At 70.2% G+C, this 12,692-nt stretch carries 10 protein-coding genes; 3 read left to right on the top strand and 7 right to left on the bottom strand.

Features of this window, described 5'->3' with window-relative positions; all coding sequences use genetic code 11:
* Positions 1-49: 49 nt before the first annotated feature.
* Positions 50-1,198, bottom strand: coding sequence for a cysteine desulfurase family protein (locus AOZ06_RS22850; protein WP_054291272.1), 1,149 nt, complete (start codon positions 1,196-1,198; stop codon positions 50-52).
* A 177-nt stretch (positions 1,199-1,375) separates the two neighbouring features.
* On the opposite strand from AOZ06_RS22850, the gene AOZ06_RS22845 reads away from it, so the two are divergent.
* Positions 1,376-2,272, top strand: a complete 897-nt coding sequence (locus tag AOZ06_RS22845) for a universal stress protein (protein ID WP_054291271.1) — start codon at positions 1,376-1,378, stop codon at positions 2,270-2,272.
* Here the strand turns inward: AOZ06_RS22845 and AOZ06_RS22840 are convergent.
* From AOZ06_RS22840 to AOZ06_RS22830, 3 genes are read right to left on the bottom strand one after another with little or no spacing between them, the layout of a single operon-like run.
* The gene (locus tag AOZ06_RS22840) at positions 2,263-3,972 is read right to left on the bottom strand and encodes an ABC transporter ATP-binding protein (protein ID WP_054291270.1); all 1,710 of its coding nucleotides are present in this window, start codon (positions 3,970-3,972) and stop codon (positions 2,263-2,265) included. The genes AOZ06_RS22845 and AOZ06_RS22840 overlap by 10 nt on opposite strands.
* Positions 3,969-5,714 (bottom strand): ABC transporter ATP-binding protein, encoded by a 1,746-nt coding sequence (locus AOZ06_RS22835; RefSeq protein ID WP_054296838.1) that lies wholly within the window; start codon positions 5,712-5,714, stop codon positions 3,969-3,971. The genes AOZ06_RS22840 and AOZ06_RS22835 overlap by 4 nt, the downstream gene beginning before the upstream one ends.
* A 25-nt stretch (positions 5,715-5,739) precedes the next feature.
* Positions 5,740-6,636, bottom strand: coding sequence for an alpha/beta hydrolase (locus AOZ06_RS22830; RefSeq protein ID WP_054291269.1), 897 nt, complete (start codon positions 6,634-6,636; stop codon positions 5,740-5,742).
* A gap of 93 nt (positions 6,637-6,729) precedes the next feature.
* Between AOZ06_RS22830 and AOZ06_RS22825 the strand changes: the two genes are divergently transcribed.
* Positions 6,730-7,764, top strand: coding sequence for a helix-turn-helix domain-containing protein (locus tag AOZ06_RS22825; RefSeq protein WP_054291268.1), 1,035 nt, complete (start codon positions 6,730-6,732; stop codon positions 7,762-7,764).
* 42 nt (positions 7,765-7,806) lie between these two features.
* Here the strand turns inward: AOZ06_RS22825 and AOZ06_RS22820 are convergent, their stop codons facing one another.
* The 3 genes from AOZ06_RS22820 to AOZ06_RS22810 form a co-directional block, all read right to left on the bottom strand.
* The gene (locus AOZ06_RS22820; RefSeq protein WP_054291267.1) at positions 7,807-9,351 is read right to left on the bottom strand and encodes an endonuclease/exonuclease/phosphatase family protein; all 1,545 of its coding nucleotides are present in this window, start codon (positions 9,349-9,351) and stop codon (positions 7,807-7,809) included.
* Between the two features lie 10 nt (positions 9,352-9,361).
* Complete coding sequence (locus AOZ06_RS22815) at positions 9,362-9,997, bottom strand: DUF6630 family protein (protein ID WP_054291266.1); 636 nt, start codon at positions 9,995-9,997, stop codon at positions 9,362-9,364.
* A gap of 495 nt (positions 9,998-10,492) precedes the next feature.
* On the bottom strand, positions 10,493-11,365 hold the full coding sequence (locus AOZ06_RS22810; protein ID WP_054291265.1) for an alpha/beta fold hydrolase: 873 nt from the start codon (positions 11,363-11,365) through the stop codon (positions 10,493-10,495).
* 173 nt (positions 11,366-11,538) lie between these two features.
* Here AOZ06_RS22810 and AOZ06_RS22805 point away from each other — a divergent pair, with 173 nt between their 5' ends.
* Positions 11,539-12,651, top strand: coding sequence for an MFS transporter (locus tag AOZ06_RS22805; protein ID WP_236952344.1), 1,113 nt, complete (start codon positions 11,539-11,541; stop codon positions 12,649-12,651).
* The last annotated feature ends 41 nt before the right edge of the window (positions 12,652-12,692 follow it).

Below are 12,692 nucleotides of genomic sequence, written 5' to 3'. Positions count from 1 at the left end.
GTCGGCAATGGACGGTCCCATGTGGTCTGCGGGCTGTCCGGCCTCGAGCTCAACGGGTTGCTACCGCCCGGGCGGCGCTGACGATCAGCTCGGCGGCGCGGTCGACGTCCTCCTCGCTGCTCCACCGGCCCAGCGACAACCGGAGCGCGGCGAGGCTTCGGCTCGTGCCAAGGCCCATCGCGGTGAGCACGGGTGATGGCTCGTGCGCGCCGCTGTGGCAGGCGGATCCGGTCGACGCGGCGATGCCGGACTGGGCGGCGAGCAGGTCGTGTCCGAGGATGCCGTCGATGCTGATGTTGAGCGTGTTCGGCAGACGTGCGTCAAGCGGCCCGTTGAGCGTGACACGGCCCGGCAGCCCCTCGGCGAGGCTGGCGTGCAGCCGGTCGCGTAGCTGGCGGATCCGGTGGTGACCGCCGCTGGCGAGGTCGGTGGCGGCCAGGTCGGCAGCGGCGCCGAGCCCGACAGCCATGGCGACTGGTTCCGTGCCGGCGCGCGACCCGCGTTCCTGGCCGCCGCCGTACACCAGCGGTTCCAATCGGACGCCTGCACGCACGTAGAGGGCGGCGATGCCTTTGGGCGCGTACATCTTGTGCCCGACCACGGTCAGCAGGTCGATGCCGAGTTCGGTGACGTCCACCGGGATCTTTCCCACGGCTTGGGCGGCGTCGCAGTGAAACAGCACGCCCCGTTCGCGCGTGACCCGGGAAAGTTCACCGATGGGTTGCAGCGCACCGGTTTCGTTGTTGGCCAGCATGATCGATACCAGCACGGTCCGTTCGGTGAGCGCGGCGGCGAGGTCCGCGGGCTCGACCAAGCCTTCCGAGTCCACCGGCAGAAGGGTCACGTCGGCGTTGTGCCAGCGCCGCAACGCCTCGCACGCGTGGAGGACCGCGGGGTGCTCGGTGCGTTGCGTGATCACGTGCGGCCGGTCCACGCCGCTGGCCAGGACCACACCGCGCAGAGCGAGGTTGTCGGCCTCGGAACCGGACCCGGTGAACACGATCTCCTCGGCGGACGCGCCGGCCAAGGCGGCAACCTGCGCGCGGGCACGCGTCAGCGCGGCGCGTGGCTGTGTGCCGTAGTGATGGTCGCTCGACGGATTGCCGAAAGCACTGGTGAGCAACGGCAGCATCGCGTCCGTCACCGCCGGGTCCACGGGCGTGGTGGCGTTGTAGTCGAGGTAGATCGCCCCGGTCACGGCGCTCCTTCCATGAAATCTCGCCTCAGAGCACGGACCCAGCAACGTCACGAGATCGCCGCGGGAGGACAGCCGCGGTGTGCTGGCGGTGACCGCGCCGGCCAGTATGCCCCGACGGAGCCGATCGTGCAGCACGTCGGTGTGTGTATCCGGCCCCAGCGCGGGTAGCCGGGACATATGCCCACAGCAGAAGCGATCGTCGCCGGACACGACGGCTCCACGGCCGCCGAACGCGCCGTCATGTGGGCGGCTCGTGAGGCTGCGACGAGGAGTTTGGTGCTCGAACTCGTCGAGGCGGTCAGCGTTCCCGCGCTTCCGGAGATCGCGGCGACACCGGCTGGCTGGTTCTCGCCCCGGTTCAACGCCGACGAACAGCAGGCTCTGCTCGCCCACACCCTGAGTTCGCTGGACAGCGTGGCCGACGCCTGCCGCGAGGAATACCCCCAACTGGCGGTGACCACCACTGTTGCGCCTGGCAGGAGCTCGGAAATCCTGGTACAGGCGGCATCCGAGGCCCACGCCCTGGTGATCGGGGCGTCTGGCCGGTCGGGGATGTCCCGGGTGCTGCTCGGGTCGACAGCGGCTGAGTTGCTGCAGGTGTACCCGCGCCCGATCGTGGTTGTGCGTCATTCCCATGCACAGTCCGGCAAGCAGGTCGTCGTCGGTGTGGACGGGTCGGGCACCAGCACCGCGGCCGTTGATTTCGCGTTCGAGTTCGCCGACCGTCACGGGCACGACTTGGTGGCTGTGCACGCGTGGTCCGATCTGCCGCTCGACGCGTTGGCGCCGGTCCGGACGTGGGACTACGCGTGGCAGGACATCCACGCCAAGGGCGAGGAGTTGTTCGCCGAGCAACTCTCCGGGCACCGGCGCGAACATCCCGGTGTCGCGGTCCGCCAGGTGATCTCGCCGGACCGTCCCGCGCATGCTCTGGTCGAACACGCGCAGGACGCGGCTTTGCTCGTCGTCGGCAGCCATGGCCGGGGAGCCGTCAAACGCGCACTGCTCGGCTCAGTCAGCCACACCGTCGTCTACCACGCGCCTTGCCCCGTGGCGATCGTCCATCACGAGTGAGCCGCCACGGCGAGCTCCCAGAAACCCGCGTAACGGCCACCTTGACGCAGTAGTTCGCCGTGCGTGCCCTGTTCCACGACCCGGCCACCGTCGAGGAAGACGACGTGGTCGGCGCGTTGGACTGTGCGCAGCCGGTGCGCCACCATCACGACTGTGCGGCCGGCCAGCAGGCGTTCGATTCCGTCGTGGACAGCTGTCTCGTTGATCGGGTCCAACGCGGACGTCACCTCGTCCAGCAACACGATGGGCGCGTCTTTCAGCAGCGCTCGTGCGATGGACACGCGTTGGCGTTCACCGCCGGACAGCAGCGCGCCTCCTTCGCCGACGCTGGTCGCCCAGCCGTCGGGCAGTCGCTCGATCACCTCGTCCAGCCGCGCGGCGGTCGCGGCTTCCCGGACATCGGCGTCGCCGGCGTCGGGGCGGCCGAGGCGTACGTTCTCCTCGATGGTGCCGTCGAACAGGTACACGTCCTGGAAGACGATCGCGATCCGGGCCATCAGCGCCTCAGTGCCGATGGCACGCACATCCACACCTCCCACACGCACCGCGCCCGCGTCCACGTCGTAGAACCGCGCGAGCAACTGAAGCAAGGTGCTCTTGCCCGAACCCGACGGCCCGACAACGGCGAGCTTCTGTCCTTCTGGGACAGTCACGGACACGGTGTCGGTCACCGTGCGGTCGCCGTGCCGGAATGTGACGGACTCGAACTCGACGCCGTGCTGTGCCGGCAGAACCGGGTCAGGTGCTTCCGGCAGCGGCTCCGTGTTCAGCACCGCGTCGAGCCGTCCCAGTTCGGCACGCGCGCTACGGAGTTTGCCGCCGATGTCCGCCAACGACAGCAGCGGATCAGCGCACCGCGCGGCGAGCACGAAGATCGTCAGCACCTCGGCCACACCGATGCCGCCGTTGAGCGCGAGGTACGTGCCCAGCGCGAGCAACACGGTGAACATCGCCTGCACGGTGACCGTCAGGCCCACCACACCAGGCAGCACCGACAGGACAGTGCGGCGGGAAGCGCGTTGGACGTCCTGCAATGAGTCGTCCAGCACCTGGAAGCGTTCGGTGGTCCGGCCGCCTGCCCGTAACACCGGCTGCGCCTGGAGGTACTCGATCACCCGGCCGGTGGCCTCGTGGTCGCGTCCGGCTCGTCGCGCGGCCGTCGCGGCCACGGCACGGCCGGTCCAGGCCTGGATCGCTGCCACGACCGGCACGGCGACCAGCGCCGCCAGCCCCAGCTGCCAGTTGCAGGCGAGCATCACGGCGACGATCGTCAGCGGCGTCACGCTGGCGGATATGAACGGCGACAACAGATGCGCGAGGATGCTCATCGCCCGCATCACGCCACTGCCTGCCAGCACGGACACCTCGCCGACGCGGTCCGCGCTGTACCAGCCCATGGGCAGCCGGGCCAGGTGGCCGCCGAGCCGGTGGTAGGTCCCGCGCAGCAACGCGATCCCGACCCGGAACCCGGACAGATCACTGCTGTAGCGCAGGATCGCGTAGACAGCGAACACACCGCCGAACGCGATCAGCCACGGCACGGCGTCCGCCGGGTCCGGCCCGAACAGCGCACCCAGGATGGGAACCAGGAACGCGTACGACAGACCTTCGGCTGTCGCGGTCGCCGTCATCAACGCGACTGTGCGCCGCACCGGCTTGGCGTGTTCACGTCCCAGTACGCGCAGGAGCGTTCGGATCATCGGGATTCGTCTCCTCCGGCCGTCACCGTGTGGTGGGATCGCCAGAACTCGGCGAATTTGCCGTTGCGCGCCAGCAGGTCGCTGGGTGTGCCGCGCTCGGTGACTGTGCCGTTCTCCAGCAACACCACAGTGTCCGCGTCGGCGACTGTTTCCATTCGGTGGGCGATCAGCAGGATCGTCCGGTCGCCCTTGAGCGTCGTCAACGCCTGGCGTACCGCCTGTTCGGTGTGCGGGTCGGCGAACGCGGTCGCCTCGTCGAACACCAGGACGGGTGTGTCGGCCAGCAGCGCGCGGGCGATCGCGATTCGTTGCGCCTCACCGCCTGACAGTTTCACCTCATCGCCGGCAACTGTCTCGTAACCGCGTGGCAGCTCCAGGATCCGGTCGTGGATGTTGGCCAGCCGGGCGGCACGGACCACGGCATCCGGCCCGGCGTCCGGCGCGGCCAGTGCGATGTTGTCCGCGATGGACGCGCGCAGCAGCCGGACGTCCTGGAACACGAAGGACACCAGCCGGTACAGCTGTCGGCTGCCCAGATCACGCAGGTCGGCACCGCCGATGGCGACCGAACCGGCAACCGGGTCGAAGAACCGCGGCAGCAGCTGCACGAGCGTGGATTTCCCGCTGCCGGACGGGCCGACGACTGCGGTGACCGTGCCCGGTTCGAGCACGAGGTCGATCCCGCGCAGCACTTCGCGGCCGGCTTCGTAGCCGAAGCGGACGTCCCGCAGTTGCACCCGGTGTCCTTGTGCCGTCACCGGATTCGCGGGCTCCGGGAGCCGTGGCACGGCGAGCACGTCCTGGATCCGGCCGATCGCGCGCTGCGCGGCCCGCATCTCGTCGAAGCCGTGGCCGAGCGCCGCCACGGGAGCCGTCAGGCCGAGCCCCAGCAGCAGGAACGGCAGCAGGTCGGCGGCGGCCAGCTCACCCGACGTGATCAGTGCCGTGCCGCCGATCAGCACCACCAGCAGCACGAACGGCGGTGACAACGCCAGTTGCATCCCGGCGGCGATCCCGGAGAGTCCACGGACCCATCGCAGGAAAGTGGTGACGAACTCGTCCACCGCCGTGCGGAACCTGCCGTGCGCGCGGCCCGCGCCGCCGAACGCCTTGACCACCGCGATGCCCTGGACGAACTCGACGACGGAGTCGGCGATCCGTGCCATGCCCGCGTCGAAATCCTCCTGCTCACGCAACCGGGCGGGCCTCATCATCAACGGCACCAGCGCCACGGCGAGCACCACCGGGATGAGCGTGATCAGCGTGAGCCGCCAGTCGATCGTGAACAGGTACACCAGCGACACCAGCGGCACCGCGAACGCGGACACCAGCTCGCCGGGAGTGTGGGCGATGAACGGGTGCACAGCGCTGACGTCCTCGCCGACGACCTTCGCCAGCTCGCCGGTCCGGCGCCGGGAGAACCAGCCGATCGGGGCCTGCCCCAGTTGCGCGGCCAGCTGCCTGCGCAACGACAGCTGCACCCGGTCGTCGAGCAGGTGCCCGATTCCGGACGACGCGGCCGTTGCGGCCAGCCGGACGAACAAGCCCGCCGCGCCCAGGATCACGACGGTCCAGACGTGGTCGTGATCGACCGGGCGCGGGGTGAGCAGCGTGCGTCCCAGCTCGACCACCGCGAGCAGCGGCGCCAACCCCGAGATGGCGCCGATGACCTGCAAGATCACGACAGCGGCGAACCCGCCGGCATACGGGCGCAGCAGCCCGGCCACTTTGGTTGTGGTCATGGTTCCCCCTCGCTCCGCGACGGCCTCAGCCGGCCAGCGCGCGGCGCAGGACGTCACCGAGTTCGGCGAGCTGGCGCTGCGACACCTCGGCGGAGATGATCGCCTGGGAGCCGTGGAACGTCCCTGCCCACTGGTGCAGCTCCACCGGCACGCCCGCCTGCAGCAGGCGCAGCGCGTAGGTGATGTCGTCGTCGCGGTTCGGGCAGAACTCCGCTGCCGCGATGTGCGCGGGCGGCAGGTCCGACAAGTCGGTTGCCCGTGCCGGTGCGGCGTAGGCCGTGGCAGTCGTGCCGCCGAGGTAGTGCTGCCACGCCTGAGTGACCTTGCTGGTGGTGAGCCACGGCACGTCGGTGAACTCGCGTGCCGACCAGGTTTCCTGCCGGTCGTCGAGCCCGGCCTGGTTGAGCAGCTGGAAGCAGATCCGGGGGCCGCCTTCGTCACGGGCCCGCAGCGCGATCCCCGCGGCGATCCCGGCGCCCGCGCTGTGCCCGCCGACCGCGATCCGCCCCGGGTCGATACCCAGCTCGGCGGCGTTCTCCGCCGCCCAGACCAGGGTGGCGTACGCGTCGTCGGACGCGGCCGGGAACGGGTTCTCCGGCGCCAGGCGGTAGCCCACCGAGATCACCACCACACCGGAGCTCTCGGCCAGCCGGGCGGCCCACGGGTGCTCGGTGTCCACGTCTCCCATCACCCACCCGCCGCCGTGCAGCCAGATGATGGCGCCCTGCGCGTCGTGCGGGCGGTAGATCCGGACGGGCACCTCGGGATCGGCGGGCACCATGCGGTCCTCGACCACCATGTTCGAGGTGTCCGGCACGGGTATCGCGGCGGCCAGCTTGGCGAAGTTCTCGCGTTCGGCGACCGGGTCGGTCAGGTCGGCACGCGGGAGCAGGCTGATGAAGGCTTCGAGTTCGGGATCCATGGGGCAATCCTGGTCGCGAACCGGCACGCGGGCATCCGACGGCCGTCGCGCGTTCCCGGCCGGTTGTGCGCCGATCGTCGCTACGCTGCTGTCATGGAGGTTCTGGTCGAGCGGCTGTCGCAGCTGGATTCGCACGCCGCCGGTGCGATCCGGGTCGTGATGTTCTACGACACGCTGATGCGCAGACGGGTGGACCTGGCGGTGCTCGCCAGGGCGTCGGCGGGCCTGGCGGAGTGCGTGGCTGGGATCAGGTTGCACGGTACGGGCCGCGTGATCCGCGTCAGCCCCGACGGCCGCCCGGTACCCGACCCGGCGCCACCCGCGTCCACCGCGATGGCGATCACCCTCGACGAGGAGGAGATCGGCACGGTGTGGCTCGAACGGCCCGGCGAGCCGACCCCGCTCGACGAGCTGCTGCTGGACCGGCTGTCCATCGCGGCCGCGGCGGTCGTCGAACGCTACGGACCGGCCCGCACGACCATGGCCGATCCCGCGCTGATCGAGCTGGTGATCAGCTCCGGCAGTGACGAGGCCGCACGCGCACGGGCGCTGCGGCTGCTGGGATTCGGCCCCGACCTGCCGATCCGTGTCGTGGCTGTGCGGTCGGAACGTCCGCTCGACCAGATCGGCGGCCTGATCTGCCCGGCGCATCCGGTGAAAGCGGCACCGCTGGCCGACGTGGGCGTGGTCCTGGCCGCCAAAGTGGACCCGGCGCTGTTCCCGGCGGGAGTGCGCGCGGGGATCGGGTCGGCCCACAGCCCCGACCAGTCGTGGCGGCAAGCCCGTACCGCGCTGCGGTTCGCCACCGAACGCCAGCCGGTCGTGCCCCACGACAGCCTGGGAGCGCTCGCGTTGCTCGCCCAGATCCCCCACGAAGCCGCGCGGGACAACGCCGACGTGGCCGCGATCGCCCGGCTGGCAGGCAATCCCGACGACATGGACACTTTGGACGCGTACTGCGCCTCGGGTTCGCTGCGCCGCGCGGCCGACGTCCTGCACCGGCATCACAGCAGCATCGCCCGCAGGCTCGACCAGATCGGCCGGGGACTGGGCATCGAGCTCACCGAGCCGACCGGGCTGATCCGCGCCCGGCTCGCGCTGACCGCGTGGCGGCTGATCGGCGACTGACGCACCCAGCCGCCGATCCCGCGTCGCCTGGTCGAACCGGGCCTACAACGCGGAAGTCCGGAACGTCGTCAGCACGGCGGCGTGGTCCGACGGCCAGGCGTTGCCCCGGTGGTTGGGGACGGCCGCGGGTTTGCCCTCGACCACGGTCTTCGAGTCCGTCACGCCGAGCAGCCCGGCGTAGTAGACGAAATCGATGCGGTCCTGCGGCTCCGGCTCGCCCTTGTGCGAGTCGTGGCCGTAACCGCCGGTGAAGATCGGGTAGATCGGCGACCAGGTGGTGCCCGGCGTGGTCACCGGGTTGCGGTTCGCCACGCGGAAGGAGTCACGCAGTCCGGCCTGCGCGGGCAGCACCGACGTCGGCCACGGGACCGTGTCGTACCCGCAGCGGCGGGTACGTGGTGTCCAGTCCAGGTGTGACGGGGCGTTGAAGTCCCCGGTCAGCAGGACCGGGGTCCGCCACGCCGTCGCCAGGTCCGGGCGCATCTCCTGAAGCACCGCCGTGATCTGCGGGGTACGGCCGGAGCGCTCTTCGTTGGCCAGCAACTGTTCCTGTGTCATCTTGCCGAAGCACGCGTCATAGGGGCCGTACGGGTTGTAGCCCAGATGTACGTTCCACACCACGACGTCCTGGTGGTCGTCGAGCCGCACCCGTACCCGTGTCGCCACCGACAGCGGGCCGGTGCCCGGCTGCTTGCGTTCGACGATCGGGTACCGGCTGATCACGCCGATGTCCGTGCCCGCCTGGTGGTAGTCCCAGCCCAGTGCCTCGGCCAGCTCACGCGTGGACGTCGCCGAACTCTCCTGCAGACCGACCACGTCCACGTCGGACTTCAGCAGGGTGCTGAGCTGCTTCTCCCTGCCGCCGTCGACCTGGCTGCCGCCGTGCCACAGGTTGAAGCTCATCGTCCTCAACTCCGGCACCAGGCTCAGTCCCGGCGGCCGGACCTCGACGCTGATCGTGGCAGTGCTCGTCTCGCCCCGCGCGTTGCGGGCTTCGACACGCACACGGGACGGCCGCAGCACGTCGCTCAACCGGGGCGTACCGGTCACGGAGCCGTCAGCCGACACCTGGGCCCACTGCGGTCCGGCGGCCTCGCGGAACGTCACGCCGTCGGTGTCCCCGCGCACGACGCCGCGCACTGTCGCTTGGTACGGGGTGAGGGCGCGTGCGTTGCGCAGGTCGAACGTTTCGGTGACGAAGTGCAGCGGCGCGTTGCCGGCGATCCGGAGCTTCACCGGCGCCGCGAGCCACTGGTAGCCGTCCTGGGCGAGGGCGAAAACGATGTAGTCGCCCGGTTCCAGGCCGTCGGTCGGCAGTGTCGCCGTGCCGCTGCCCGCGGTGAGGTAGGTCCACGCCGTCGACGGGCCGACGTACTTCTCGTCCACGGGGCCGTTGCCCGGGTCGGAGTAGAGGCCGAGCCAGTTCTTCGCGTGCGGCCGGGGCGTGCTGTAGGTCGCCGTGATCGGCTCCCCGGCACGCAGCGCGGTCGACGCCAGTGCCAGCGTGCCGTCCGGTGCCGCCGAGGCGGGTGCCGTGATGCCTATCAGGACAAGTGCCGCTACCAGCACTGATATCAACCAACGCATGCGCGCAGCCTCATCTGTCGCGATGACCGGATCGTGTACGGGTCATGGCCTGGGGGTGGCATCCGACCGGCTCGGCCGTGAACCCCGCGGCGGCGGCGAGCTGGGCGAGTTCGCCACCGCGCTGGACTCGGCTGTCCGGGACTGGCAGCCGAGCGCCCGGACCTACGTGGACCAGGTGACCGCTTTGCTGGCCAGTCAGTTGGTCGGCCGGGAGCAGCACGAGCGGGTAGCAGTCGGATTCGATGTCGATGACGGCGAGTGCGGTGCCCCTGGCGTGGAGTTCGCTGCCTGCCAGTTCGAGGAATCCGTACGTGTCCAGCCCGGTGCCGCCGGTGAACCAGACCCAGGCCCCGGGCTGTGCCGGGCTGGAACGCAGCCGCTTGAGCTGGGCGACGATCTCGTCCGCGTCCTCCTTCCAGTCCACCTCGGCGAGGAGGCCGTGGCCGGTGAGCGCGTCGACCAGGGCGATCCGGGCGAGGTTCGGGATGGGCTCGTCGATACCCCGTTCGTCGAGTTGATCGGCGTGCGCGCGCAGATACGAGTCGGGGTCGGAGTGTGCGTGCACCACCCGGTCGGTGACGTCCGGATTGCCAGGGGCGAGTAGCTCGGCGATGGCGGTCAGGGCTTCTCGAGCGGTTGGCGGCACGGGTGAACTCCTTGTGCGCACGGGACTGTGGCGACGAGCCTAGACGTGTCCGACCACGCGCTGGACGGCGCAGCCGCCCAGCGAGCCACACACGCGGGCCGCGGATCCGTTGGCAGGCGGGCAAACCTCGGCCTCGCCGACCTGGCGGGCCATGAGCTCCGGACGGCGACGAGGCCGCCGGGCAGGGCAACCGGCGCACGAACCTCGGTCCGGCGCAGATCTTCCACCGCACCGAACTGGGCAGCGTCGTCTGGTTCCCGCCGGTCTCGGTGGCCGACCGGCACCCGCGGCCGGGTGTCGCCTACCGGGACGTCAGCGACCTCGTTCACCGTGGCCTGGCCGCGGAGCTCCCGCTCGCCGGTTGTCGCCGCCTTCGTCCGCGCGGCGACGACCATCGCTAAACGTCCTAAAGAGACAGTGCGATACCGCGGATCCGGCCACAGCCACCGGCCGCGCCTGCCCATTTCCCCAGGGGAGTGACAGGCACGGCACTGGTCACGGCTGGTCGAACCACTCCAGCGAGAGCCTGGCGATCTCGGCCGGTTGGTCGAGCTGCATGAAATGCCCCGCGTCCGCGACGACGCGGACCGACGAACCGGGCGCGAGGCCGCTCTCGGCGCCCGCGAAGAACTCGGGTGGGATGCACCCGTCGTCCTCCCCGGCCAGCACCAGCAGCGGAATCGTCGCCGGGTTCTCGGTTTTCCCAGCCAGTTCGGCCAAGTCGGGGTCGTGCAGCGCTGTGTCGAAGTTGCCGCGGTAGATCCGCAGCGCGTTGCGGATCACCTGGGGGTCGCCGTAGAGCTTGTGCACGTTCGCGCGGTGGTCGCCGATCTCCAGGCCCGGCGACCACGTGGCCCACAGGTAGTCGACGAGCGCCCGGTCGGCTTCGAGCACAGTCTCGGCCAGGCCTGGCAGCTGGAACAGCCACATGTAGAACAACCGTTGCTGCTGCGCGGGATCCCGGAGTATCGGCGGGATGGCCTTGGGCGGCGGCACGGCCATGGTCACAGCGCGCCGCACCCGCTCCGGCCACACGGCCGCCAACCTGCCCACCACGCCCGCGCCGATGTCGTGCCCGATCATGTCCACCCCGGCATCGGGTGACAACGCCTCCGCCACCGCGGCTCCGTCCGCGGCGAGCGTGATGCTGTCGGTGTACGGCATCCGGTCCACGGTCGCCGGGTGGTGCCCGCGCAGGAATGGCGCCACCACGCGGCGCCCGGCGGCGACCAGGTGCTCGGCAAGCGGTCCGAAAGTGGCCGGATGGTCGGGAAACCCGTGCCAGCACACCACAACCGGCCCCTCGCCCGCGGTGAGCGCGGGGAAGTCGAGACGGTCCGTCCTGATCACGATCTCGTCGAAGTCCACGATCCCAATCTAGCCGTCACGGCATCACGGTGGTGACCGGAATCCGCCAGCCACGGCGCCGGGAAGTTGGTGGACTTGCCCGGTACCCGCTGATCGACACCAGCCGAGGAGCCATGTCAGCACTCACAGTCACCAACACCCGCCGGGGTGGTTGGCTCGCGGTCGTCTCGGTGATGCTGGGTATATTCGCCATCGTCACGACCGAGATCCTGCCGATCGGCCTGCTGACGTCGATCGGCGCCGATCTGTCTATTTCGGACGGAACAGCCGGGCTGATGATGACCATGCCGGGGCTGCTCGCGGCCGCGTCCGCCCCGATCGTCACGGTGGCGACCGCCCGTGTCGACCGCGGCCGGATGCTGCGGGCGTTCATGCTGGTGCTGACGCTGGCCAACGTCATCGCCGCCGCGGCGCCGGGCTACTGGGCCGTGCTGGTCTCCCGCGTCCTGGTGGGGGTCACGATCGGTGGTTTCTGGTCGATCGCGGCCGGTCTGGCCGAACGGTTCGTGCCGCCGGGTTCGGCCGCGCGGGCGACCGCGGTGATCTTCGCCGCCGTGCCGCTCGGTTCCGTCCTGGGTGTCCCGGCCGGGACGTTCATCGGCGACATCGCCGGTTGGCGCACGGCTTTCGTCGTCATGGCCGCGTTGTCGGGCCTGGTGCTCGTGGCGATCACCGTTGTGGTGCCGCGGTTGCCCGCCGAGCAGGTCACACGGATGAGCGTGCTGCGCAACATGGTGCGGCGGAGGAGCACACGGGCGGCTCTGCTGGTGACGTTCCTGATGGTTCTGGCGCACTTCGGCACGTACACGTACGTGACACCGTTCCTCGAGCAGGTGACGCATGTGTCGTCCGGAACCATCACGGTGATACTGCTGGTCTACGGCGCGGCGGGCATCGCAGGCAACTTCCTCGCCGGGACCAGGGCCGCCCAGTACCCGCGTGCGACGTTCGGGATCAGCGCCGGGCTGCTGGCGGCGGCCACCTTGCTCCTCCCGGTCGCAGGCACGACACCGGCCGGGGCCGTCGCCCTGCTGGTCGTGTGGGGACTGGCCTACGGCGCCGTGCCCGTGTGCTCGCAGACATGGTTCACGCAGTCCGCGCGGGACACACCGGAAGCGGCGTCGGTCCTGTTCACCTCGTCGTTCCAAGCCACGATCGGCCTCGGGGCACTGGCCGGCGGAGCCGTGGTGGACCACGCCTCACCCTCAGCGGTGATGGTGCTCGGTGGCTGCACAGCCCTGCTGGTCGCCGCCGCGTGCGCACGTCTAGGCCGCGGACCGAACTGATGGTATAGATAGAACACGTTCTAATTCTTCAGTCAGCGTGG

This window comes from Kibdelosporangium phytohabitans (assembly GCF_001302585.1).
Lineage (GTDB): Bacteria > Actinomycetota > Actinomycetes > Mycobacteriales > Pseudonocardiaceae > Kibdelosporangium > Kibdelosporangium phytohabitans.
This window is presented reverse-complemented; position numbering and strand designations above follow the sequence as displayed.